21 protein-coding genes and 1 pseudogene are annotated in these 22980 nt (G+C 70.8%); 11 read left to right on the top strand and 11 right to left on the bottom strand.

Features of this window, described 5'->3' with window-relative positions; translation table 11 throughout:
- Positions 1–15: 15 nt before the first annotated feature.
- Positions 16–897, bottom strand: coding sequence for an SIS domain-containing protein (locus F7R91_RS10120; RefSeq protein WP_150946734.1), 882 nt, complete (start codon positions 895–897; stop codon positions 16–18).
- A 136-nt stretch (positions 898–1033) separates the two neighbouring features.
- Here F7R91_RS10120 and F7R91_RS10125 point away from each other — a divergent pair, with 136 nt between their 5' ends.
- Together F7R91_RS10125 and F7R91_RS10130 are read left to right on the top strand one after the other, a co-directional pair.
- Positions 1034–1813 (top strand): DeoR/GlpR family DNA-binding transcription regulator, encoded by a 780-nt coding sequence (locus F7R91_RS10125; RefSeq protein ID WP_150946736.1) that lies wholly within the window; start codon positions 1034–1036, stop codon positions 1811–1813.
- A 185-nt stretch (positions 1814–1998) separates the two neighbouring features.
- Positions 1999–3819: a glycoside hydrolase family 15 protein gene (locus tag F7R91_RS10130; RefSeq protein ID WP_150946738.1), complete on the top strand. Its 1821-nt coding sequence runs from the start codon at positions 1999–2001 to the stop codon at positions 3817–3819.
- A 31-nt stretch (positions 3820–3850) separates the two neighbouring features.
- On the opposite strand, the gene F7R91_RS10135 is transcribed toward F7R91_RS10130, so the two are convergent.
- Positions 3851–4546, bottom strand: a complete 696-nt coding sequence (locus tag F7R91_RS10135) for a type 1 glutamine amidotransferase domain-containing protein (protein WP_150946740.1) — start codon at positions 4544–4546, stop codon at positions 3851–3853.
- Positions 4547–4651: 105 nt separating this feature from the next.
- Between F7R91_RS10135 and F7R91_RS10140 the strand changes: the two genes are divergently transcribed.
- From F7R91_RS10140 to F7R91_RS43680, 4 genes and pseudogenes are all read left to right on the top strand, one after another.
- The gene (locus F7R91_RS10140) at positions 4652–5620 is read left to right on the top strand and encodes a LysR family transcriptional regulator (RefSeq protein WP_150946741.1); all 969 of its coding nucleotides are present in this window, start codon (positions 4652–4654) and stop codon (positions 5618–5620) included.
- 145 nt (positions 5621–5765) lie between these two features.
- Positions 5766–6038 carry a three-helix bundle dimerization domain-containing protein gene (locus tag F7R91_RS10145; protein WP_150946743.1) on the top strand — a complete coding sequence of 91 codons (273 nt, stop codon included), beginning with the start codon at positions 5766–5768 and terminating at the stop codon, positions 6036–6038.
- 19 nt (positions 6039–6057) lie between these two features.
- A pseudogene (locus F7R91_RS43675) lies at positions 6058–6774 on the top strand (PPK2 family polyphosphate kinase); the annotation flags it as partial.
- Entirely contained in the window at positions 6763–7668 is a 906-nt protein-coding gene (locus F7R91_RS43680) for an HAD-IC family P-type ATPase (protein WP_269144744.1), read from the top strand. The pseudogene F7R91_RS43675 and the gene F7R91_RS43680, both read left to right, overlap by 12 nt.
- A 20-nt stretch (positions 7669–7688) precedes the next feature.
- Here F7R91_RS43680 and F7R91_RS10155 read toward each other — a convergent pair whose 3' ends face one another.
- Entirely contained in the window at positions 7689–8582 is an 894-nt protein-coding gene (locus tag F7R91_RS10155; RefSeq protein ID WP_225320589.1) for a LysR family transcriptional regulator, read from the bottom strand.
- Between the two features lie 203 nt (positions 8583–8785).
- Between F7R91_RS10155 and F7R91_RS10160 the strand changes: the two genes are divergently transcribed.
- Positions 8786–9658, top strand: a complete 873-nt coding sequence (locus tag F7R91_RS10160) for an SDR family oxidoreductase (RefSeq protein WP_150946749.1) — start codon at positions 8786–8788, stop codon at positions 9656–9658.
- Positions 9659–9930: 272 nt separating this feature from the next.
- Positions 9931–12288, top strand: a complete 2358-nt coding sequence (locus F7R91_RS10165) for a putative bifunctional diguanylate cyclase/phosphodiesterase (protein WP_150946750.1) — start codon at positions 9931–9933, stop codon at positions 12286–12288.
- Positions 12289–12363: 75 nt separating this feature from the next.
- Here F7R91_RS10165 and F7R91_RS10170 read toward each other — a convergent pair whose 3' ends face one another.
- Both F7R91_RS10170 and F7R91_RS10175 read right to left on the bottom strand, forming a co-directional pair.
- Entirely contained in the window at positions 12364–13353 is a 990-nt protein-coding gene (locus tag F7R91_RS10170) for an MASE1 domain-containing protein (RefSeq protein ID WP_191971422.1), read from the bottom strand.
- A gap of 130 nt (positions 13354–13483) precedes the next feature.
- Entirely contained in the window at positions 13484–14314 is an 831-nt protein-coding gene (locus F7R91_RS10175) for a PP2C family protein-serine/threonine phosphatase (RefSeq protein ID WP_150946752.1), read from the bottom strand.
- A gap of 188 nt (positions 14315–14502) precedes the next feature.
- Between F7R91_RS10175 and F7R91_RS10180 the strand changes: the two genes are divergently transcribed.
- The gene (locus F7R91_RS10180; RefSeq protein WP_150946754.1) at positions 14503–14763 is read left to right on the top strand and encodes a hypothetical protein; all 261 of its coding nucleotides are present in this window, start codon (positions 14503–14505) and stop codon (positions 14761–14763) included.
- Positions 14764–14884: 121 nt separating this feature from the next.
- Here the strand turns inward: F7R91_RS10180 and F7R91_RS10185 are convergent, their stop codons facing one another.
- Together F7R91_RS10185 and F7R91_RS10190 are read right to left on the bottom strand one after the other, a co-directional pair.
- Positions 14885–15658, bottom strand: coding sequence for a class I SAM-dependent methyltransferase (locus F7R91_RS10185; RefSeq protein ID WP_150946756.1), 774 nt, complete (start codon positions 15656–15658; stop codon positions 14885–14887).
- Between the two features lie 135 nt (positions 15659–15793).
- Positions 15794–16312: an AMIN-like domain-containing (lipo)protein gene (locus tag F7R91_RS10190; RefSeq protein WP_150946758.1), complete on the bottom strand. Its 519-nt coding sequence runs from the start codon at positions 16310–16312 to the stop codon at positions 15794–15796.
- Between the two features lie 202 nt (positions 16313–16514).
- On the opposite strand from F7R91_RS10190, the gene F7R91_RS10195 reads away from it, so the two are divergent.
- A complete protein-coding gene (locus F7R91_RS10195) occupies positions 16515–18083 on the top strand; it encodes a multicopper oxidase family protein (protein ID WP_150946759.1) in 1569 nt (522 codons plus the stop codon).
- A 32-nt stretch (positions 18084–18115) separates the two neighbouring features.
- On the opposite strand, the gene F7R91_RS10200 is transcribed toward F7R91_RS10195, so the two are convergent.
- Both F7R91_RS10200 and F7R91_RS42600 read right to left on the bottom strand, forming a co-directional pair.
- Positions 18116–18559, bottom strand: a complete 444-nt coding sequence (locus F7R91_RS10200) for an SRPBCC family protein (protein WP_202425728.1) — start codon at positions 18557–18559, stop codon at positions 18116–18118.
- 93 nt (positions 18560–18652) lie between these two features.
- A complete protein-coding gene (locus F7R91_RS42600) occupies positions 18653–18844 on the bottom strand; it encodes a hypothetical protein (protein ID WP_225320590.1) in 192 nt (63 codons plus the stop codon).
- 88 nt (positions 18845–18932) lie between these two features.
- Between F7R91_RS42600 and F7R91_RS42605 the strand changes: the two genes are divergently transcribed.
- Positions 18933–19271 (top strand): hypothetical protein, encoded by a 339-nt coding sequence (locus F7R91_RS42605; RefSeq protein WP_225320591.1) that lies wholly within the window; start codon positions 18933–18935, stop codon positions 19269–19271.
- On the opposite strand, the gene F7R91_RS10210 is transcribed toward F7R91_RS42605, so the two are convergent.
- Together F7R91_RS10210 and F7R91_RS10215 are read right to left on the bottom strand one after the other, a co-directional pair.
- The gene (locus tag F7R91_RS10210; protein ID WP_150946763.1) at positions 19261–20361 is read right to left on the bottom strand and encodes a sugar ABC transporter substrate-binding protein; all 1101 of its coding nucleotides are present in this window, start codon (positions 20359–20361) and stop codon (positions 19261–19263) included. The genes F7R91_RS42605 and F7R91_RS10210 overlap by 11 nt on opposite strands.
- Complete coding sequence (locus F7R91_RS10215) at positions 20358–22895, bottom strand: SpoIIE family protein phosphatase (RefSeq protein WP_150946765.1); 2538 nt, start codon at positions 22893–22895, stop codon at positions 20358–20360. The genes F7R91_RS10210 and F7R91_RS10215 overlap by 4 nt, the downstream gene beginning before the upstream one ends.
- Between the last annotated feature and the right edge of the window lie 85 nt (positions 22896–22980).

Consider the following 22980-nt stretch of genomic DNA (forward strand, 5'->3'; position numbering starts at 1 on the left):
CGGGGGTCGAGGCTCTCAGGGGGCGAGGATCACCGAGCGGGTGAGATGGCGCGGACGGTCCGGGTCGAGACCGCGGGCGGCGGCGACGGCCACGGCGAGGCGCTGGGCGCGGACCAGTTCGGCGAGCGGGTCGAGCCCGCCGAAGACCCACGAGCCGCCGGTGGCGCGCACCTGTCCGGCCAGGCCCTCCGGCGCCTCGCCGAGCATCCAGGTGGCGGTGCCCCGGGTGGTGATGCTGATGGGACCGTGCCGGTACTCCATCGCCGGGTAGGCCTCGGTCCAGGAGAGTGAGGCCTCGCGCACCTTCAGCGCCGCCTCGTTGGCCAGGCCCACGGTCCAGCCGCGGCCGAGGAACGTGAACTGCGTACAGCCTACGAGCCCTTGGGGCAGGTCGGCGGCGAGCGCGGTACGGGCGTCGGCGACCACGGCGTCGGTGTGCAGGCCCAGGTGGGCGCGGAGCAGCGTCAGCGCGGAGGTCGCGAAACGGGTCTGCACCACGGACCGTTCGTCCGCGAAGTCGAGCACGACGACGTCGTCGGCGGCTGCCTTGACGGGCGTCGCGGGGTCGGCCGTGACGGCGGTGGTCCGCGCGCGACCCTTCAACTGCCCGAGCAGTTCCAGCACTTCGGTGGTGGTGCCGGAGCGGGTGAGGGCGATGACCCGGTCGTACGGACGGCCGTGGGGGAACTCCGAGGCGGCGAAGGCGTCCGTCTCGCCCTGCCCGCATCCCTCGCGCAGTGCCGCGGCGGACTGCGCCATGAAGTACGAGGTGCCGCAGCCGACGATCGCGACCCGCTCACCCGGCGACGGCAGCGCCTCACGGTGACCGGCCGCCTCCGACGCGGCGCGTGTCCAGCACTCGGGCTGGCTGGTCAGTTCGTCCTCGACATGAGTCATGCCGAACCCCTCCCCTGGAGTGGGATGGATGCATTTTTCTGCACGATATAGCGGTCTTTCAAGCATAATCAAGCACACAACTCACAAGGGTCGGGTGCGCTAAGGTCGCCGGGAGATCGAGAGACGGAGGATGCGGATGTCGCGCGACGCCCGCTGGAAGGCCCTGCTGGAACTGCTCGTCGAGCGTGGCCGGCTGGACGTCGAGGAGGCGGCCGTCGAGCTGGAGGTCTCGGCCGCGACGATCCGGCGCGACTTCGACCAGCTCGCCCAGCAGCAGATGCTCGTGCGCACCAGGGGCGGCGCCGTCGTGCACGGCGTGTCGTACGAGCTGCCGCTGCGCTACAAGACGGCCCGGCACGCGTCCGAGAAGCAGCGCATCGCCAAGGCGGTCGCCGATCTGATCGCCCCCGGCGAGGCGGTCGGACTGACCGGCGGCACGACCACGACCGAGGTGGCGCGGGCCCTGGCCGTGCGCGGCGACCTGGCGTCCGGCTCGCCGGCGCTGACCGTCGTCACCAACGCGCTCAACATCGCCAACGAGCTGGCCGTACGTCCCCAGTTCAAGATCGTGGTGACGGGTGGGGTGGCCCGCCAGCAGTCGTACGAGCTCATCGGACCGCTCGCGGACGGAGTGCTCGGCCAGATCACCCTCGACACGGCGGTACTGGGCGTCGTCGCCTTCGACGTCACCCACGGCGCCGCCGCGCACGACGAGGCGGAGGCCGCGATCAACCGGCTGATGTGCGAGCGCGCGGAGCGGGTGGTCGTCGCCGCCGACTCCAGCAAGCTGGGGCAGCGGGCGTTCGCCCGGATCTGCGCCTCCGAGACGGTGAACACGCTGGTCACGGACACCGCGGCGACACCGGACACGGTCCGCGGGTTCGAGGAGGCGGGGATCGGCGTCATCACCGTCTGAGCCCGCGCCCGCCGGTTCGGCCCGGGCTGTCCGCACGGGCTGGCAGAGGGCCGATGCGACGATCGACCGGCACCTGTGCGCACGCGCGGTTCTGGGCGACGTGGACGCTGAACCCGGTCCGAGCCCGCTCGCCCCCGAATCCGCCTACGCTGACATCGGGGGCGAATCGGGCCAGGGAGGCTGCGATGAGCGGAACACCGAGGGAGCCCGGGGGCTATCTGCCGATCGCCGAGCACGGCCTGATCGGTGATCTGCGCAGTGTGGCCCTGGTCGGGACCAACGGCACGATCGACTGGTACTGCTGCGGAGCCTTCGACGCCCCGAGCGTGTTCGCCTCGATCCTGGACGCGGAGCGCGGCGGCCGCTTCGAGCTCACGGCGACCGTCCCGGCGAAGACCAAGCAGTTCTACTTCCCCGACACCAACGTTCTGATCACCCGCTTCTTCACCGAGGACGGCGTCGGCGAGGTGCAGGACTTCATGCCGGTCGACGGCACCTCGGCCGAGGCCGAACGCCACCGGCTGATCCGGCGTGTGCTGTGCGTGCGCGGCTCCATCCCGTTCCGCACCCGCGTCGCGCCCCGGTTCGACTACGGCGCCCGCCCGCACACGGTCCGGATGACCGGCGACGTCGCGGTCTTCGAGTCCGCCGAGCTGACGCTCGCACTGACCGCCACCGTCCCGCTCGAGACCGACGGCCCGGACGCCCAGGCCGAGTTCAAGCTCTCCGAGGGCGAGGAGGCGGTGTTCGCGCTGGACCGGGTCGGGGACGAGGTGTCGCCGCGCGGGTGCGCGAGGACCGAGGCCGCGGCGCAGTTCGCCACCACGGTGGCCTACTGGCGGCGCTGGCTGTCCGCCTCGAAGTACCGCGGCCGCTGGCGGGAGCATGTGCACCGCTCGGCACTGACGCTGAAGCTGCTCACCTACGCCCCCACCGGCGCCATCGTGGCCGCGCCGACGACGAGCCTGCCCGAGCAGCTCGGCGGCGAGCGCAACTGGGACTACCGCTATGTGTGGGTGCGGGACGCGGCCTTCTGCGTCTACGCGCTGCTGCGGCTGGGCTTCACCGGCGAGGCGGAGGCGTTCATGGACTTCGTGACCCGGCACATCACTCCGGGCGACGGCAGCCCCTCCGGCCCGCTGCAGATCATGTACGGCATCGACGGGCGCACCGACCTGCCCGAGCGTGAAATCGCCCACCTGGAGGGCCACCAGGGCTCCGCGCCGGTCCGCATCGGCAACGCCGCCGCCGACCAGCTCCAGCTGGACATCTACGGCGCGCTCATCGACTCCGTCTATCTCTACGACAAGTGGGCCAAGCCCATCTCCAGCGACCAGTGGGACGACGTCTGCGCGCTGGTGGACTGGGTGTGCGACCACTGGGACCAGCCCGACGAGGGCATCTGGGAGACCCGGGGCGGCCGCAAGAACTTCCTGTACTCGCGTCTGATGTGCTGGGTGGCGATCGAGCGCGCCATCCGCACGGCCAACCGGCGCGGCCTGCCCGCGGATCTGCCCCGCTGGCGCCAGTCCCGCGACACCATCTACCGGCGGATCATGCATCGCGGCTGGTCCGAGTCCCGGGGCGCCTTCGTCCAGCACGAGGACGACGACGTACTGGACGCGGCCGTCCTCATGATGCCGTTGACGAAGTTCATCGCGCCCACCGACCCCAAGTGGCTGTCCACCCTCGATGCCCTCACCCAGGACCTGGTGTCCGACTCACTGGTCTACCGCTACGACCCGGGAGCGAGCCCCGACGGGCTGCGCGGCGACGAGGGCACCTTCTCCATCTGCTCGTTCTGGTACGTCGAGGCCATGGTCCACGCCGGCCGGGTCGACGAGGCCCGGCTGGCCTTCGAGAAGATGCTCACGTACGCCAACCATCTCGGCCTGTACGCCGAGGAGATCAGCCACACCGGAGAGCAACAGGGCAACTTCCCGCAGGCGTTCACCCACCTCGCCCTGATCAGCGCGGCCTTCAACCTGGACCGCGCCCTCGGCTGACCGGCCTCGTCGAACCGGCCGGCGCCGTGGTTCAGCCCAGCTTCTTCAGCAGCTCGGCGGCGAGCGGGGCGGAGGAGGCCGGGTTCTGGCCGGTGACGAGGTTGCGGTCGACCACGACGTTGGGCACCCACGGCTCACCGACCTGGACGTCGACCCCCGCCTCGGTCAGCCGGTCCTCAAGGAGCCACTTGGCCTTCTCGGCCAGACCGCCCAGGGTTTCCTCGGCGTTGGTGAACGCGGCCACCCGGTAGCCGGCGAAGGCGTTGGTGCCGTCGGCCCCGGTCGCGGCGAGCAGCGCGGCCGGGCCGTGGCAGACCACACCGAGCGGCCTGCCGCTCTCCAGGGTGAGGGTGAGCAGCTTCCCGGATGCGGCGTCGACCGCCAGGTCCTCCATCGGGCCGTGGCCCCCGGGGTAGAAGACGGCGGCGTAGTCGTCGAGGTTCACGTCCTCCAGCCGGACCGGGTTCCGAAGTTCGGCCATGCCGGCGAGGACGGCCGCGACGCGGTCGGCGTTCTCCTGGCCGCCGTTGGCCTCGGCCGCGAGGCTGCCCTTGTCGACGGTAGGTACGACTCCGCCCGGGGTGGCCACGACGACCTCGTGACCGGCGGCGCGGAAGGCCTCGTACGGGGCGACGGCCTCCTCGGCCCAGAAGCCGCTGGGGTGCCGGGTGCCGTCGGCCAGCGTCCAGTGGTCGACGCCGGTCAGCACGAAAAGGATCTTCGACATACGGGGTGCTCTCCCGAGGCTTGCGGGCCCGCGGCCGGGCCCTGCGGACGGTTTCCGGTCGACCGTAAGCCCGGGCAGCCATTGGAATCCAATAGGCTTGCGCATATGAGAAATACGGATGCCAATGTCTTGAGGGAGGGGTCGGAGATCCGGGCCGGTGGCGGTGCGGCAGCGCTGGACCTGAACCTGCTGCGCACCTTCCTGGCCGTGTACCGCACCGGCTCCTTCACGGCCGCCGCCCGGGTGCTCGGTCTGTCCCAGCCCACCGTCACGACGCAGATCCGCGCTCTGGAGCGGCAGCTGGACCGGGAGCTGTTCCAGCGCCTGGCGCGCGGCGTCGATCCCGCGCCCTACGCGGACGAACTCGCCGCGCGGATCGTACAGCCCCTGGACGCGCTCGCCACCGTGACGGGACCGGGCGGACCCGCCGAGGACCACCCGGCGGAGCCGGTGCATCTCGCCGGCCCGGCCGAACTGCTCACACGCTCCGTCCTGCCCGGTATCGCGCCCCTGGTGGACAGGGGCGTACGGCTGCGGGTCACCCCCGGCCTGACCGAACCGCTCCTGGACGACCTGCGCGCCGGCCGCCACGACCTGGTGATCGCGACCTTCCGGCCGCGCGGCCGCACCCTGGCCTCCGTACCTCTGGGAGACGAGGAGTTCGTGCTGGTCACGGACCCCGTCCGGGCGGAGCGGTTGGGCGGCCCGGCACGGATCGCGACCGACGGGCCCGCCGCACTGCACGGCGTTCCCCTGGTCGCCTACGCCGAGGACCTGCCCATACTCCGCCGCTACTGGCGTCATGTCTTCGGCAAGCGGCTGACCTGCCATCCCGCGGTCACCATGCCCGACCTGAACGCGGTCAAGGCCGCGGTCGTCGGAGGCGCGGGTTTCACGGTGCTCCCCCGCTATCTGTGCACCGTCGAGCTGGCCTCGGGCGAGCTGGTCCTCCTGCACGAGCCGGACGACCCGCCCATCAACACGGCCTTCCTGGTCCAGCGCCCCGGCTCCTCGGGCAACCCGCACGTGCCACTGGTCCGCGACCATCTGCTCGAGGCGGCGCGCGGCTGGTGACGGCACGGGGTGCGGCCGGGGAGTGCCCGACCGACCCGGACCGTCCCGGAAGCGATCTTGAACAGTCGGTCGGAGAATGTGCTTGGCGCACTCGCTCTCGCGCGACGAGCTGCTCCGGGGTTTCGAGGTCTGGAGGTGGACAGGCATGCACACGGGCCAAGCCCCAGACACAGTGAACACCGCCGACGACGACCCACCGGGCCGACGGGACGAACACGACGCCGTCCGCGACGTGGTGAGTCGCCTCGTCGCCGCCTACGACTCGGTGGACGCGGCGACCGTCGAAGCGACGGTCGGGGAAGCCCACGACGCGTTTCGGCAGGCGAGAGTACGGGCTTTCGTCCCGATTCTGGTCGAGCGCCGGGCCCGGGCGGTGCTCGACGCCGCCGCCCGCCACGCCTCCTCGGCGCCACCGTGACCGGAGAGAAGGGTTGGCCATGGCACCCAGCAGGGCCGAACGCATCGCACGACTCATCGAGCCGCTGCGCGTGAAGCCGGGCTCCGCTGTGGACCTGGGCAGGGACTTCAGCCCCCGTTACAAGGCCAACCTCAAGAAGAAGGACAGCGCCGCGCTGCTCGGCGTCGGCGTGGAACTGCTCGCCGAGTACCAGGAACGACTGGCCGCCCAGGACACCTACGGCGTGCTGCTCTGCCTCCAGGCCCTCGACGCGGGCGGCAAGGACGGGACGATCCGTCATGTGATGAGCGGGGTGAACCCGCAAGGGGTGAAGGTCAGCAGCTTCAAAGTGCCCTCCGCCGAGGAACTCGACCACGACTACCTGTGGCGTTACGCCCAACGGCTGCCCGCACGCGGGGACATCGCGATCTTCAACCGCTCGCACTACGAGGAGGTCCTCGTCGTACGGGTCCATTCCGAGGCCCTCGACCGGCAGAGACTGCCGGACAGCGTACGGACGGAGACGATCTGGGACCGCCGCTACCGGGAGATCAACAACTGGGAGCGCTACCTGACCGACAACGGATTCAGGATCGTGAAGGTCTTCCTGAACCTCTCCAAGGAGGAGCAGCGCATCCGCTTCATGAAGCGGATCGACCTGCCGGAGAAGAACTGGAAGTTCTCGGCGGCCGACGTCCGCGAACGCCGCCGCTGGGACGACTACCAGGTGGCCTTCTCCGAGATGCTGTCCGCCACCAGCACGCGCGACATCGGCGTCGTCGGGCGGGTCGCGCCGGAGCACAAGGTGCTGCTGGCCGACCTGCTCAAGAAGCAGGGCCATGTGGTGGCGATGACCGGCGACGGCGTCAACGACGCGCCGGCCATCAAGGCCGCCGACATCGGCATCGCCATGGGCAGTGGCACCGATGTGGCGAAGAACGCCGGGCGCATGATCCTCTCCGACGACAACTTCGCCACGATCGTCTATGCCGTCGAACAGGGCCGGAAGATCTACGACAACCTCACCAAGTACATCCGGTTCGTGCTCCTCCTGCTCGTCAACTTCGTGCTGACCTTCCTCGGCGCCACCTTGTTCAACATCGCGGCCGGCGAACCCTTCACTCCCCCGCAGGTCCTGTGGATCCACTTCGTCGTCAACGCCTCGTTCGGCTTCGCGCTCGGCTTCGACCGCGAGAGCGCCGGACTCATGCAACGCCGCCCGCGTCCGCGCGGGGAGTCGGTGCTCACACGGCCCGTGCTGGTGACGGTCGGACTGGCCGGGCTGGCCATCACGGTCATCCTGCTCGGCCTGATCAAACTGGGTGAGTCGTGGTACGGCAGCGCCGCCATCGGCAACTCGACAGCGTTCACGGCGTTCGCGCTCTGTCTGGTGGTGGCCGCGTTCGAGTGCCGCAGTGAGACGGACTCGGTGCTGACACCGGCGACGTTCGACAGCAAGCAGATGAACTGGGTGGCGCTGGGACAGATCGTGCTCGCGGTGCTGGTGACCCAGATGGACGCCTTCCGCCGCATCCTCGGCACGACGGAGATCAACCTGCGGCAGTTCGGCTGGGCGCTGTTGTCCGCGCTGGTCCTCCTCGCCCTGTGGGAATGCGGCAAACTCCTGGCCCGGCGGTCCGCGTCCTCCTGACGGTGGAGTCGCCGGTGCGGTCACCCCGCGAGGTGGGCTCGGGCGTACGTCCGGAAGGCTGTCACGAGGATGTTGGGGTCGTGGGCGCGGGTCGCCAGGGCGACTTGGCTGGGCTCGACGCCGTCAAGGGGGACCGTGGTGAGGTCGGGGCGCAGGGTGTGGGTGTGGACCTCGGCGGTGATGGCCACGGCCTGGCCGGCGGCGATGAGTTCGAACTTGTCCTCCACGGCGTCGATCAGCGGGCCCTCAGGGGCCGGGCGTCCGTCGGGCCGCGGGTCGATGCGCCAGAAGTCGCTCAGGAGCGGGTCGGCGCCCCGCACCCTGGGCAGGGGTTCGTCGGCGATGTCGTCGAGGGTGACCGATTCCTTGCCGGCCAGCCGGTGATCGCGCGACACCACCAGCACGCGCGGCTCGTCGTAGAGGGCCGTCACCTCCAGGCCGTCCGCCGGGAACGGCAGTCGGGCGACCACGGCGTCGACACGGTGGTCGAGCAGCGCCGGGCGCGGCTCGTCCCAGGCCAGATGCAGGGTTCGTACCTCCTCATCCGGGTGCCGGTGGCGCAGTTCGCGCACGACCGGAGTGACGATGATGCCTGCCGTGTAGCCGACAGTGATCCGGCCGGGCCGGGCCGCGGCCCGGGTGCGCCCCGCGGCCTGGTCGGCGGCGCGCAGCAGTTCCGTGGCGAGCGGCAGGAAGACCTCGCCGGCCTCCGTGAGGTGGTTGCCCTGGGGCGTGCGCTCGAACAGGCGGGCGCCCAGTTGCCGTTCGAGGCGGTGGATCTGCCGGCTCAGTGACGGCTGGGTGGTGTGCAGGGCAACGGCCGCCCGGCCGAAATGCCGGTGCTCGGCCACGACGGTGAAGCACCACACCAACCGCAGGTCGAAGGCTGCGGGAGGCGGAGGAGAGTCGGGCACCGGTCCAGCGTAGCCCCGGCACGACCTGACACTGCCCGGGCAACCGACGCGGCAAGGAGCGATACACCGAGTGCATCGCTCCTTGCGGAACATTCATTGGACCCGGCGTGCGCAGCCGCCGCAGAGTGGGTTCGCCGGCCGGGCGCCGTTCCAGGGCCCCACGGGCCGGTATTCGATCCCTTCCGTCCAAGGAGTGCTCCGTCATGCGTGTGTTCGTCACCGGCGCGTCCGGGTTCATCGGTTCCGCTCTCGTGCCCGAGCTCATCGCCGCCGGACACCAGGTCGTCGGACTGGCCCGCTCGGACGCTTCGGCGGCCGCTCTGACCGCCGCCGGCGCACAGGTGCGCCGCGGCACGCTGGAGGACCTGAGCAGCCTGCGGGCCGGTGCCGCCGAGTCCGAAGGAGTTGTCCACCTGGCGTTCGACCACGACTTCACACAGCACGAGGCCGCGGCGCACGCCGAACTGCGGGCCGTCGAGGCCTTCGGCGAGGCCCTTGACGGCTCGGGTCGGCCGCTGGTCATCGCCTCCGGCGGACCTGTGGGAAGTGAGCAGGACGCGTCCTTCGCCTCGCCGAGCCCCCGGAACATCGGCGCGCGGGCAGCGCTCGCTCTCGCGGAGCGCGGCGTGCGCTCGTCCGTCGTGCGGCTCGCGCCGGCGGTCCACGACGACCGCAAATGCGGCCTCGTCGGACAACTCGTCGACATCGCCCGCCGGAGGGGCGTCTCCGGCTACCTCGGCGACGGGTCCCCTCGCTGGACCGCGGTGCACCGGCTCGATGCCGCGCGGCTGTTCCGTCTGGCGGTGGAGAAGACCCCGGCGGGGTCCGTGCTGCACGGCGTCGCCGAAGAGGGCGTGCCCATCCGCGCGATCGCCGACGTCATCGGCCGCCGGCTGAAGGTGCCGGTGACCCCTGTCCCTGCCGAGGACGCCGGCGCCCACTTCGGCTTCCTGGCCGGCCTTCTCGGACGCGACATGCCGGCGTCGAGCACCCTGACCTGCGAGCTGCTGGGCTGGCGGCCGACCCACCCCGGACTCATCGACGATCTCGGCGACGGCCGCTACTTCGACAACTGACAGTGAGGATCGGCCATGGCGCCGCGCTCGATCGAACAAGTGAGGAGCCCGGCCAAAGGTCGCATCACTGTCTTGTCCGAAGGGATCGCCTTCGGGTGCGGTGCCGGGGCGCCTGTTGCCCGTGTGCCGCACGGCAGCCGGGTTGCGATCTTCCCTGGGCCGTTCTTCGCTGGAAGGAGCAAGCGCTGAACCGGGCCGCCCGAACCACGACCTGACAGCGCGTCGTGTCGCGGACGCTTCGTCCCCGGCCCGTGCCGTGCCCGGGAGGACACATGGAGGAGGCACGAGGCGTCGGAGGAGTCGTCCGCAGGAACGCGTGGTGGTGGTTTCTGGTCGCCGGTGCGCTGGAAGGCGTCGCCTACCTCCTCCTCACCGCCCCGGTCCGCAATCTGTTCTCCCCGATGCTGTCGGCGGCTGCGGTTCTCGCCATCCTGGCGGGCATCCGCTGGAACCGTCCACGCCCGGCCGGGCCCTGGTACCTGTTCGCCGTCGGGGTCGCCCTGTTCGCCGCGGGAGACTGGATCTTCGGCTCCTACCAGGTCGCGGGAACGATGGTGCCCTTCCCGTCCGCCGCCGACGTGCTCTATCTGACCGGGTACTGCGTCTTCGCCGTGGGCCTGGCCGCTCTAGGAAGGCTCTCGGCGGGCGGTATGCGCTGGGCACCGCTGCTGGACGCCGGGATCATCACTCTGGGAGCGTCCACGCTGACCTGGGTGTTCGTCGTCATGCCCTATCTGCGCAGCCATCTGTCCGCACTCCCGCTCGCGGTGTCGCTGGCCTATCCGCTGGCCGACCTGGTGCTGCTGTGCATGGCCGCGCGCCTGCTGCTCAGCACGGGGGTGCGCTCCGCCTCGCTCGCGCTGTTCACGCTCTGGGTGGCCGCCACGCTCGCCGCGGACGCCCTGTACTACTCGACGCTGGCCGCCACCGGCTCTCCGGTCGCCGCGGATCTGTCGGACGTCCTGTGGGCCGCCTCGTACGCTTTCCTGAGCGCGGCGGCCCTGCACCCGTCCATGACCGCGACGACACGGCTGGAGCCACGCAGCCAGAAGCGGCTTCCGCGCTCCCGCATGGCGGTGCTGATCCTGCTGGCCCTGATGGGGCCGCTGCTCGTGATCGCGGTCGACAGCGTCCACGACCAGCCCGCGCAGGCCGTCGTCATCTCCGCCATCGTCGCTGCCCTGACGCTGCTGCTGGTGCTGCGCATCTGGCTGCTCGCCCGGTTCGCCGAGGCCCAGGCGGACGAGGCCGAGGCGCGCGCCCGCGCCGCGGAGGACGCCCTGCGCGCGCAGGCGTCGCTGCAGCGGCAGCTCGCCCACCAGGCGTTCCACGACGCGCTGACCGGTCTCGCCAACCGGGCGCTGTTCTCCGAGCGGCTGGAACACGCCCTCGGCCGTGATACGGGGAGCGGGGAGACCGCGCTGCTGGTGATCGACCTGGATCACTTCAAGGACATCAACGACAGCCTCGGTCATCCCGTCGGGGACGAACTCCTCATCACCGCCGGGCACCGGCTCCTCGGCGCGGCACGGCGGAGCGACACCGTCGCCCGCATGGGCGGGGACGAGTTCGCCGTCCTGACGCAGGACCTGGAGGGCATGCCCGCGGACAGGTACGCCCAACGGTTTCTGGAGCGGTTCAGGGATCCGTTCGTGCTGTCCGGCCATCGCAGCGTGTTCGTCACCGCCAGCATCGGCGTCGTCGAGATCACCGAAGCGGCCACCGTCAACGAGGTGCTGCGCGACGCGGACATCGCCCTGTATGTGGCCAAGGACCGGGGCCGCAATCGTTCGGTTCTGTTCGAGTCCGCCATGAGCCTGGCGCAGAGGGATCACTCCCGTATCGCCCAGGACCTGCGGTACGCCATCACCCGCAATGAACTCGCGCTGCACTACCAGCCGATCGTCGACCTGACCACCGCCGAGGTCATCGGCGTCGAGGCCCTGTTGCGCTGGCAGCAGCAGGGGCACGCGGAGCGGCCGCCGGAGCTGTTCGTCCCCGTCGCGGAGAAGACGGGCCTGATCATTCCCATCGGGGCCTGGGCACTGCGCGAGGCTTGCCGCCAGGGACGGCGCTGGCACGAGGTCCATCCCCGGCTCGGGGACCTCAGCGTCGCCGTCAACATCTCCGGCCGGCAGCTCATGGACCACCGGTTCCCCGGGACCGTACGGCAGATCCTTGAGGAGACCGGCTTCCCCGCCACCTCGCTCGTCCTGGAGATCACCGAGAGCATCCTCGTCGCCGATGCCGAGAGCGCGGCCGACCGCATCCGCACCCTGCGTGACCTGGGCGTGCGCATCTCCATCGACGACTTCGGCACCGGCTACTCCTCGCTGGCCCATCTGCGCGACCTCCCGGTGGACATCGTCAAGATCGACCAGAGCTTCGCGCTCGGGGGCTCCGCCGAGGTGGACGCCGGCCTGATCGAGGCCATCCTCAACCTCGGATACGCGCTCGGCCTCGACGTCGTCGCGGAGGGCATCGAGACCCCGGAACAGGCGGACCGGCTCCGCGCTCTCGGCTGTCCGCTGGGCCAGGGCTTCTACTACTGCCGCCCCATGCCCCCGACGGCCCTGGAGGCCTACCTCGCGACAGAGGCGACGCTCACGTCCTCCGAACCGAGCACGTGACGCCCTGCACGCTTCCCCCAAGCTCTTCGAGCAGGGGGACCCCACTCGCCGCACCGGGCCCTGGCCGGGCCGGCCTCAGTCTCCGGGGGGCGGCGGCCTGCTCTGGCGTGTGTCGCCCGCCGTGAGATGTCCCAGCACCTCGACCAGCTCCATGCACGCCTGCTCCACCGAGCGCCGGGTATTGCGCTGCTCGATGATCACCGCGGACAGCAGAAGGGCGGTCAGGGCCATGGTCCCGTTGAAGGCCTGGAGCTTGATCATCACCTCCACACGGTTCAGCCCGTCGAACGGGCCGGCCCCGTCCGTCGCCGCGACGGTGGCCATGACGGAGGCGAGGAGCGCGCACAGCATGCTGCCCACGAGCTGGAAGCGCAGAGCCGCAAAGATCAGCAGGGGATAGACGAGGAACAGCAGGCTGACCGTGCTGTACGTGGCCAAGGGCACGACGACGCAGGCCGTGACGAACAGCGCCCCGGCCTCCCTCCAGCGGGTCAGGGGCAGGGGCCGGCGCGCCCCGTACAGCAGGAGCAGGACCGGGGTGACGATCAGGACCCCCATCACGTCACCCACCCACCACGCCAGCCAGACGGGCCAGAAGCTGTCCGCGGCGAGTTCGTCCGTGACGACGAGCAGGCCGACACCGACGGTCGCGCTGATGAGCATGGCGAGCAGAGCCCCCAGGAACACGAGTGCGGCTCCGTCGCGCAGTCGGCTGAGGTCGGTACGGAAGCCGACCTTGCGCAGCATGAGGTACGCGAAGACGGGAGCCGCGGTGTTGCCCGCCACGGTGCCGATCACGGAGGGCTGGAGGTCGGTGGTGATGGACAGGATGACGAGGAGGACACCGAGGGAGATGCCGGGCCAGCAGCGCAACCCGAGGATCAGCAGACTGGTGAGCGCGACGCCGGTGGGTGGCCAGATGGGCGTGAAAACGGCGCCCTCGACCACGAGCTGCCGCAGCAGTCCCAGCCGCCCGGCCGCGTAGTAGCAGCCGGCGACAGCCAGGGTCTGGAGGGTGTAGACCGCCGTCCGCCGCAGATCCTCGGTACCCACCACAGCAGCCATCAGACACCGACACCGCCGCATCGGCCAGGCGAGAGGCCTGGCGCACCGTTCTACAGCCGAACCCCGGGCTCGTCGGTCCCGGCTGAGCCTCGGCCTCGTCGTTCTACGGCTGAGCCTCGGCCTCGTCGTTCTACGGCTGGACGTCGGGCTCGTCGTAGCCGACGACCAGTACGGCCGCGTCGTCCTCGTGCCCCACGCGCTCCGCGCCCTTGATCACGGCGGCGGCCAGCGAGGCCGGCTTCATGCCCGCGACTGCGGCTATCCCGGCGAGCCGCACCACCTGGTCGAGCCCCTCGTCCAGATTCATGAGGGGCCCCTCCACCACACCGTCGGTGAGCAGGACGAACACCCCGCCGGTGGTGAGGCGGTAGCGGGTCACCGGGTACTCCAGGCCCGGTTCGACACCGAGCGGTGGTCCCACTTCGTCCTCGGCGATGCCCGACTTTCCGTCCGCCGTGGCCCAGACGCAGGGTATGTGTCCTGCCCGAGCGCTCTCCAGCACCCCGTTCGACGGGTCGAGCCGCATAAAAGTGCAGGTGGCGAAGAGGTCACTGCCGAGCGACAGGAGGAGGTCGTTGGTCCGGGCGAGGAGTTCGCCCGGCTCGCTCGTCACGGAGGCCAGCGCGCGCAGTCCGACGCGGACCTGTCCCATGAACGCGGCCGCCTCGATGTTGTGGCCCTGGACATCACCGATGGACAGCCCGATGCGGCCGTCCGGCATCATGAAGGCGTCGTACCAGTCGCCGCCCACGTTGAGGCCGTGGCAGGCCGGCGCGTACTGGAAGGCCAGATGGAATCCGGGGGCGGTCGGCATGTCGGAGGGAAGCATGCCCCGCTGCAGGGCGATGGCGAGCTCGACCTGAGAGCGCTGCAGCTCTGCGCGCTCCCGCGCCTGGGCCGTCAGCGACCCCAGTCTGGTCAGCAGCTCGTCGCCGTCGTCCGCCGGGCGCATACGGGACATCAACCACTCCGAGAGGGAAAATCCCTTTCACTATAAAGGCCCATTGTGCGTCGACATGGGTGACGAGGAGATGCGGCCGGGGCCTCCCGGTTCCGGCTGCTGCATATGGGTGGTCCCTCCGTACGTGCGGAACCGGTGGCCCGCACCGCCGAGTCCCCTCACACAACCCGTACGAGAGGAGTCTGTTCATGACCCACTCCACCACGATGCCCGACCCCCGGCCCGCCTGGGCGAACGACGGCTTCCTGCTGCCGCCGCCCCACCCCGCGCAGCGCCTGAATCTCGCTCTCGACCCCCGTGACGTGCACCGTCTGGAACTCAACGCCGCGCTGACGACTGCGGGCATCGCTCCCATGCCGGGCGACCGTGAGGCCATCGACCGCCTGAGCGAACTCCCGGACGCGGTGCACGCCACCCTGCACCGGTGGCTCACGCGCACCATCCTCTGACGGACCGGACCGGGACAGCCGGTGCTGCATCTTCGGGACCGTCCGTGACCGGCGGACGGTCCCGGAGGCGGGGCGGCAGGTCATCCATGCGGTGACAGGGGTCATCCATGGGTGACACGGATCACCCTTGGGTGACACGGATCTTGGACTGACCGTGCGGGAGTTTCTCCCAGTCGTCCATGAAACGGGCCCGCAGACCGTGCTTCGCGGCCAGCGCCACCAAAGTCTCGGTGCGGTAGTAGAAGTCCTCCCTCAGGACCTGGTGCTCCTCGCCCTCGGTGCGGTCGAAGGTGAAGTCGAACCAGCCGTCCGGTGCGAGCACCCGCCCCACATGGGCCAGGCATTCCTCTATGACGGGGAGCGGCGAGTGGGAGAAGACGCTGTGGGCGTGGACCACGTCGAAGTGGGCGTCGGGCAGGAACCGCAAGGTCAGGTCACGCACCGGGGTCAGGGTGGGAAGCCGCTGCTGAAGGCCCATCTCCACGACGGTGTCCTGTGCGGCGATGAGGATGTCGGGTGAGATGTCGATGCCGTGGTAGTGCCCGGGCTCCAGGTACCGGATGAACCGCCAGCCCGCCCGCAGGTTGCCGCACCCTATCTCCAGCATGCGGTGCTCGGGACGCAGCCCGTGGGCGAGCAGGTAGTCGAACTGCATCGCGCCCAGCGCCAGCCAGCGCTCCCGGCTGTGGCTGCCGACCGCGGCGTCCGGGTCGGCGCGGGTGTCGGAGCGCATCACGGCACGGTAGTAGGAGACGTGGTCCGGGTGACGGCGGCGCAGCCACATGTCCCGGGCCGCCCGGGCCAGATGGCGCGGCACCCGGTCGGGGTGGCGCAGGGCGTAACCGACGCGGTGGCCGAGGGCGGCGCGGTTGGCGGAGAGGTTCCTGGCGGGCATGTGTTCCCTGCCTTCCCGAGTGACGTAGTCCGTTCTACCTCCTCGAGTGCCTTCCCGCCCCAGGGACGACCGGTCGGCTGTACAGCGGGCCGACTCGTCGTCCGGTGGGTTGCGTACGGTGCTGTGCCGTCGCGGTCAGCCGCAGCGGTTGGCGTGCTTGACGTCGAGGACGAAGCGCTCGGGGCTGTGCAACTTGAAGGTGTTGTAGACGGGCTTGTTCCGGAACGCGGCTCCGAAGGTGACCACGCCCTCGAAGTCCCCGGTCAGGGCGATGCCCTTGAGCTGGGGCAGATAGATCTTCAGCAGCCGGGGTCCCTTGTAGACCGGCTTGCCTGCTTGGTTGTGTGCTGCGGCGGGAGAGAACTTGATCTCCAGGAAGTGCTTCCCGGCGAGCGGGACCTTCTTCCCGGAGCCGTCGTAACGCAGTTCCTTGACCCGCTGCACGGTGACGGGGGGCATGGTGCCCCGGACGTCGATGACAAGACGGTCGAAGGAGCAGTGTCCGCCCCATCGGGCGTTGACGATCAGCGCGGTGCTGGGTGCCTGCCCGGATGTCCCGGACGGGGTGGCGGCTGAGGCGGGAATCGCGGCGCCCGCGGCAGCGGTGAGAAGGACGGCTGCGGCTACGGCCGTACGGCGCGGATGGTGGTGCATGGCATCCCCCGATTTTTCCTGTGCATGTGAAGGGGACAGTGATGTCACAAGGGGTGACATCCGGGGAGGCCATACGGTTGCACCACCTGTACGGCAATTCTCATCCGCCCGGCCATCCCGTCGGCGTAACGCAGGCAGCTTTCGGTCACGTCTGAGGCATTCGTATAAACGCCCATCGCGTATCGAGAAGAGGACCTGCTTCGTGAACAGCATCAACCGTCGCTCCGTGCTGCTCGCCGGACTGGGCGCGACTGGCACCGGCTTGCTCGCCGCCTGCGCCGACGGCATCTCCGGCAGCCCGTCCCTGCTCAGCCCGTCCGGTTCCAGCGTCGCCCGCACCGAGCGGAAGCGCGGCAGCACGGGCAGGGTGCACCACGTCAGGCTGACCGCCGCCGCCCGCACCCTCGACCTGGGCGGCGGCACCCTGGCCAGGTCCTGGGCCTTCGGGAGCCGGCCCGCCGACCAGGAGATCCGGATCTCGGTCGGCGACACCCTCGCCGCGAGGCTGTCCAACCGGCTGCCCGGCGGAGCCACCACCTCCCTCCACTGGCACGGCATCGCGCTGCGCAGCGACATGGACGGGGTGCCGCCGGTCACCCAGTCCCCGGTGCGGCCGGGGTCCGACTTCACCTACCGGTTCATCGCCGACGCGCCCGGCACGTACTTCTTCCACCCGCATGTCGGCGTCCAGCTCGACCGTGCCCTGTGCGCCCCGCTGATCGTGGAGGACCCCAGGGAGCCGCTGTCGTACGACGACGAGTGGGTCGTCGTCCTCGACGACTGGCTGGACGGAGTGACCGGCACGCCCGACCAGGCCTTCGCCGAACTCAGTCACGGCATGGGCGGAATGACCACGAGCGGCGCCGGCCCGGGCAGGACGGCGGCTTCGCCGTCCTCGTCCTCCGGGGCCTCCCCCGGTCACGGCATGGCGATGCAGTTCACGCTCATGGACGCGAGGAGCGACCGGCTCGGCGGTGACGGGGGAGACGTGAAGTACCCGTACCACCTGGTCAACGGGAGAGTGCCGGACGCCCCGCACGTCTACACCGGCAGACCGGGCAGCCGCGTCCGCCTGCGGATCATCAATGCGGGCGGCGACACCGCCTACCGGGTGGCACTCGGCGACCACAGGATGACCATCACGCACACCGACGGCTTCCCCGTCGAGCACCGGCAGGTCGACGCGCTGCTGATCGGTATGGGTGAGCGGTACGACGTCCTGGTCACCCTCGGCGACGGCGTCTTCCCGCTCGTCGCCCACGCCGAGGGCAAGGGCGCGAGCGGCCTGGCGCTCGTGCGCACCGGCTCGGGCCGCGCGCCTCGGGCGACCGTACGGCCGAGGGAACTCGACGGCATGATCGTGACCGCCGCGCAGCTGCGGGCGGCCGACGACGTACGGCTGGAGGCGAGGAAGGCCGACAGGGTCCACCGCGTAGAGCTGACCGGCAGGATGGGCACCTACGAATGGAGCATCAACCGCAGGCGGTTCGACATGGCCCGTCCGACCGCGAACGCGCTGCTGGTCGGGGAGGGCGAGCGGGTCCGCCTCGACTTCGTCAACCCCACCGGCATGTGGCACCCGATGCATCTGCACGGCCACACCTACCAGCTCGGCAGCGGCGGCCCCCGCAAGGACACCACCATCGTGCTGCCCAAGCGGAAGGTGTCCGTGGTCTTCGACGCGGACAACCCCGGCCAGTGGATGCTGCACTGCCACAACGCCTACCACGGCGAGGCGGGGATGATGGCCCTTGTGGCCTACCAGGCCTGAGCCCGCGTCGGCCGGGCGTCTCGGTGCCGCCCTCAGGACAGGAGCTTCTCCAGCTTGTCGAGGCTCTGGGTCCAGCCCTCGTCATGGAGTGCCAGGCGCCGGTCCGTGGCGAACTCACCCTGGTCCAGGAGCAGTTCGGACGAGATGCCGTCGATGTCGCGCAGGGTCAGGGTCACCACGGTCTCCCGGTCCTCGGGGTCGGGTTCCTCCCAGCGGAAGGTGTAGGAGAGGCGCTCCGGTGGGTCGATGTCGATGAACTCGCCCACGAGATGGAACAGAGCGCCTTCGGGAGGCTGCATCGCGATGCGATAGCGACCGCCGGGGCGCAGGTCGCTCTCCACACCCGGGATGACGAACCCGTCGGGCCCCCACCACTTGGTGAGTTCGTGCGGTTCGGTCAGCGCGCCGAACACGACCGGGCGGGGCGCGCGCAGGATGCGCCGCAGATGCAGTCTGAGCTCACCGTCGCCTGTCATCACGGCCCTCCTTCGACGAAGGTCCCGAGATCGACTGTCCCATCCATCGTAGGCAGCGCCGTGCGGAACATGCGATTCCGTGATACTCACCCTTCAGTTGAGGCGATCGACGGGCGGGGGCAGCGTGCTGAGCAGGGGTACGGCCGCTTCGGCGGCGATGGTGTTCGCGGCCGGTGTGACGGGGCTGGCCGGCTGCGCCTCCGGGTCCGGCGGGAGTCCGGGGGAGCCGGCGGATACGGCCGGTACGGCGGTCAGTTCTGTGACGGCGTCCTCCGCCTCGCCCACGCCCCCGCGGTCCCCCTCCCTGTCCCCGTCGGCCCCCGTCGGCTCGTCGCCGGCACCCGCCACCGGGCCGGAACAGAAGCTCGTGACGATGACCGTCAGCGGCGGCCTCGCAGGCGTCCACCAGCAGGTGACCCTCCGGGGTGACGGCTCCGTCCGCACCAGTGACAAGGGGGAATCCGTCGTGCGCCGCGCCAGTGCGGCCCGGTTCGATGAGCTGCGCACGCTGCTCGCAGATCCGGCGCTGGCCGACGTCCCCGACGTCACGAGGGACATGGGTGCGGCCGACATGTTCCAGTACACCCTGCGCTTCGACGGCCGTACGGTCGTCACCGACCGCTCCGCCGGCGAACCCGCCCTGGACCGCCTGATCGACGCGCTCGCCGAGTGGCTGCCGGGACACCGGCCTCGGGTCCCGGTCAGTCGGTGAGACCGGCCGTGTCGCAGGCAGGCTGCAGATCCGGTGGGCAGAGCTGATCGACGGTGTACACGCCGTCCTCGACGAGTGTCTGCTCGATGTTCGCGACGCTCACCGCCTTCGGGATGAGCAGGACGGAGGGGATGTCCTTGGTGGTGGCGCTGTCGGTCGTCGTCGTGGCGATGCCGTCGAGGCTCTCCCCGCGCCCCAGGGCGACGGCCATCTCGGCGACCGCGGCGGCTTCCGCGGCGAACGGCTTGTACACGGTCATGAGCTGCTCGCCCTTGATGATGCGCCGCACGGCGTCGAGATCGGCGTCCTGGCCGGTGACGGGAGGAAGCTTCCGGACACCCGCGCTCTTGAGGGCCGCGATGACGCCGGCGGCGATCGAGTCGTTGGCCGCCAGGACGCCGCCGATCCGGTCCGGGCCCAGGGCGGCAATGGCGGCGGACATGTTGGCGTGGGCGTTGTCCGTGCTCCAGCCCAGGGTGTCGTACGCCCTGCCGATCTTCACGTTGCCGGCGATGACGGACAGCGAGCCCTTGCGGTACCAGGCCGCGTTGGGGCTGGTCGGATCGCCGTTCATCATGACGACGTCCTTGCGGTCCGCGTCGTTGCCCAGGGCGTTCAGGAGCGCCTCGCCCTGCAGTCTGCCGACCTCCCCGCCGTCGAAGCTGACGTAGCCCGAGACCGGGCCCTCGGCGAGCCGGTCGTAGGCGACGACCGGGACACCCTCCCGCCGCGCCTCCTGGACCGAGGAGCGCAGAGCCCTGGTGTCGGCGGCGTCGAGGATGAGGACGCTCACCCCTTTGGTGATCATGGAGGTGATCTGCTGCCGCTGCCGTGCCGCGTCGTTCTCGGCGTTGGCGTACTCCATGGTGCAGTCGGGACACCGCTCCTTGATCCCCTTCTCGATCAGCGGCTTGTCGGAGTGCTCCCAGCGGGGGACCGCCCGGCTCGGGAGCAGCAGGCCCACGGAGAAGCTGTCCGTGCCGACGTGGTCGTCTCCTCCGCAGGCGGCCAGGGACGTCGTCATGAGCCCCGCGACGAGCGCCGCGACGACGTATCGTCCCCGCGCCCTCGGGGGCCTCTGGGTCCTCATGGCAGCCCCGCTCGGTCCGTTCCGGCCGCCGCCCCCGTGCCGACGGCGGCCGGCTCGCGCGGCGGGACGACGATCTCGCTCCACACCTGCTTGCCGCCGGCCACCGGCACCGATCCGAAGGAGTCGGACATCGCCTCGACCAGCAGCAGACCACGGCCCCCGGTCGACTCCCAGTCCACGATCACCGGCTTGGCGGGGGCGCGCGGCGAGGTGTCGCCCACGGAGACACGGACCCGGTCCCCGCGGAGCATCAGGTCGACGCGCACCGGACCCTGGGTGTGCACCAGGGCGTTGGTGACCAGTTCGGACACGACCAGCAGCACCGCGTCGGCCACGTCCTCGACCTTCCAACGGCGCAGGGTGCGCGCGGTGAAACGGCGGGCGTGCATGACGGCGTCGGGCAGCCGCCACACCTCCCAACCGGCGCGTATCGGACGGGTCTTCATGCCGTCGTAGCGCAGCAGCAGCAGCGCCACGTCGTCCTCCCGCCGGCCGATCTCACCGAGGAGCGCGTCGGCCATCCGTCCCGGGTCCGAGGGATCGGCCGCGTCGAGCGCCAGGCGGGTCCGCTCCATCCCGTCGTCCAGGGGCAGGTCGGCGGCCTCGACCAGACCATCGGTGACCAGGGCGAGCACCGTGCCGGGGGCCAGGGCGAGGGCGGTCATCGGGAACTCCGCCTCCGCGAGGATGCCGAGCGGCGGCCCGCCCTCGACCTCCACTTCCTCGGTACGGCCGTCGGGGTGCCGTACCAGCGGTGCGAGGTGCCCGGCCCGGACGAACAGGACGTTGCCCTCCTCCATGTCCAGTTCGGCGTAGCAGCAGGTGGCGAACAGGTCGGTCTCCATGCCCACGAGGAGCCGGTTGGCGTGGGACACGACCACGTCGGGCGGGTGGCCCTCGACCGCGTAGGCCCGGACCGCGGTACGCATCTGGCCCATGATCGTGGCGGCTGCGGCGCTGTGCCCCTGAACGTCACCGATGACCAGCGCCACCCGGTCCTCGGAGAGGGCGATGACGTCGTACCAGTCCCCGCCCACCTGCAGCCCCCGCCTGGCCGGCAGATAGCGGGCGACGGCCGTCCCGCCCGGCAGTTGGGGCAGCCGCCGGGGCAGCAGACTCCGCTGCAGCATCGTCGCGAGTTCCTGCTCGGCGTCGTGCGCGTGCGCCCGCTTGAGGGCTTCCCCCACAAGTGCGGCGGTGGCCGTCAGCAGGGACCGCTCCTCGGGCGCGAACGTGTGCGGCTCGTCCCAGCCGACCAGGCACACACCGGCGACCCGGCCCTTGGCGGGGAGCGGCAGGACGGCAAGGCCTCCGGTGCCGATGCCCGCCAGTCCGGATTCCAGGGCCGAGCCGGCGGGCCACAGGTCCATCCGCCCGTCCCGCAGGGCCAGCTGAAGGGTGGGCAGGGCGCTGACCGGGGCGTCGGGCCATTCCGAACGCCACTCGGAACGCCACACCTCCGGCCAGGCGGCGGGCTGCGGCGGATCGAGCACGGTGACCATGAGCCGGTCGTCCTGCAGCTCGGCGAGGGCCACGCGGTCGGCGCCCAGCGGCTCACGCAGCGCGGTGACCACCACCCGGCTGACGTCACGGACGGTCGTGGCGTCGTCGAGTGCGGCGGTCAGCCACTGGATCCTGGAGACGTCGTCGGCGCCCCAGCGCAGCACCGAGGTCGCGGTCACCAGCCCCCGTACCTGTTCCGGCCGGTCGTCGGTGCGTTCCAGCACCTGGCAGCTCAGGCTCAGCCAGCGCATCTCCCCCGTGGGAGTGCGGACCCGGAACTCCAGCTCGCGTCGGACGGACGCCTGGGTGGACGGCTCCAGGACCGACATCAGCGCGTGCATGTCCTCCGGGAGGGTGTGCGCGAGCAGGCTGTCCGCCTTGCCGTCGAACTCGTCCGGGGCGATGCCGACCAGTTCGAGCAGCGTCTCGTCCGCCTGGATAAGACCGGTGTCCGGCTCCAGGACGAAGGAGCCGACGTTCATGCTCCGCAGGGCGGCACCGAGCAGGGAGGCCGGCGCGGCAGGAGCGGTCCCGCCCCGCAACATTCCGGCGACCGCGTCGGCGTACCGTTCCAGGAAGCGCCGTTGCCCGGCCTCGAAGCCGTCCGCGGAGGTTCCCACGACGACGAGGCAGCCCAGCCGGCCGCCCTCCGCCCCGAGGGGGAGCGCGCCGAGCGAGGCGTCCGCCCGCGGCGTCGGTCCGCCGTCGGCGTAGGAGGCGAGTGCCGCGGAGTCCAGCCACAGGGGCCGGTCGGTGCGCAGGGCGTGCGCCGCGGCCGAGGCACCGGACAGCGGCAGACGCTCCGGCAGCCCGAACCCCGCGGGGGCGCAGCCGGAGGATTCCGCCAGCCGGAGCTCCTCGTTCCCGGCAACGGGCACATAGACCGCTGCCAGCGCCGCTCCGGCGAACGTCAGGGCCCGGTCGCCGGCGGTCGCCTCCGGCAGTGGAGGCGGTGAACCGGTGCCTGCCGCGTCGGCGCCGGGCGCCCGAAGTTCCGGGACCTCGGCCCGGGCACGGCCGTCGTGAGGCATGTCCGCTACCTACCTCCCGTCCATGCCGCAGGTACCGACAGGTTGAGATAGGGGCACTCACACACCAGAATCGCATACACGGGTC

The organism is Streptomyces luteolifulvus (genome assembly GCF_008806595.1).
Lineage (GTDB): Bacteria > Actinomycetota > Actinomycetes > Streptomycetales > Streptomycetaceae > Streptomyces > Streptomyces luteolifulvus.

Coding starts and splice junctions, on each gene's coding strand:
- F7R91_RS10120 (WP_150946734.1), bottom strand. CDS start 897: ATGACTCATGTCGAGGACGAACTGACCAGCCAGCCCGAGTGCTGGACA.
- F7R91_RS10125 (WP_150946736.1), top strand. CDS start 1,034: ATGTCGCGCGACGCCCGCTGGAAGGCCCTGCTGGAACTGCTCGTCGAG.
- F7R91_RS10130 (WP_150946738.1), top strand. CDS start 1,999: ATGAGCGGAACACCGAGGGAGCCCGGGGGCTATCTGCCGATCGCCGAG.
- F7R91_RS10135 (WP_150946740.1), bottom strand. CDS start 4,546: ATGTCGAAGATCCTTTTCGTGCTGACCGGCGTCGACCACTGGACGCTG.
- F7R91_RS10140 (WP_150946741.1), top strand. CDS start 4,652: ATGAGAAATACGGATGCCAATGTCTTGAGGGAGGGGTCGGAGATCCGG.
- F7R91_RS10145 (WP_150946743.1), top strand. CDS start 5,766: ATGCACACGGGCCAAGCCCCAGACACAGTGAACACCGCCGACGACGAC.
- F7R91_RS10160 (WP_150946749.1), top strand. CDS start 8,786: ATGCGTGTGTTCGTCACCGGCGCGTCCGGGTTCATCGGTTCCGCTCTC.
- F7R91_RS10165 (WP_150946750.1), top strand. CDS start 9,931: ATGGAGGAGGCACGAGGCGTCGGAGGAGTCGTCCGCAGGAACGCGTGG.
- F7R91_RS10170 (WP_191971422.1), bottom strand. CDS start 13,353: ATGGCTGCTGTGGTGGGTACCGAGGATCTGCGGCGGACGGCGGTCTAC.
- F7R91_RS10175 (WP_150946752.1), bottom strand. CDS start 14,314: ATGTCCCGTATGCGCCCGGCGGACGACGGCGACGAGCTGCTGACCAGA.
- F7R91_RS10180 (WP_150946754.1), top strand. CDS start 14,503: ATGACCCACTCCACCACGATGCCCGACCCCCGGCCCGCCTGGGCGAAC.
- F7R91_RS10185 (WP_150946756.1), bottom strand. CDS start 15,658: ATGCCCGCCAGGAACCTCTCCGCCAACCGCGCCGCCCTCGGCCACCGC.
- F7R91_RS10190 (WP_150946758.1), bottom strand. CDS start 16,312: ATGCACCACCATCCGCGCCGTACGGCCGTAGCCGCAGCCGTCCTTCTC.
- F7R91_RS10200 (WP_202425728.1), bottom strand. CDS start 18,559: ATGACAGGCGACGGTGAGCTCAGACTGCATCTGCGGCGCATCCTGCGC.
- F7R91_RS42605 (WP_225320591.1), top strand. CDS start 18,933: ATGACCGTCAGCGGCGGCCTCGCAGGCGTCCACCAGCAGGTGACCCTC.
- F7R91_RS10210 (WP_150946763.1), bottom strand. CDS start 20,361: ATGAGGACCCAGAGGCCCCCGAGGGCGCGGGGACGATACGTCGTCGCG.
- F7R91_RS10215 (WP_150946765.1), bottom strand. CDS start 22,895: ATGCCTCACGACGGCCGTGCCCGGGCCGAGGTCCCGGAACTTCGGGCG.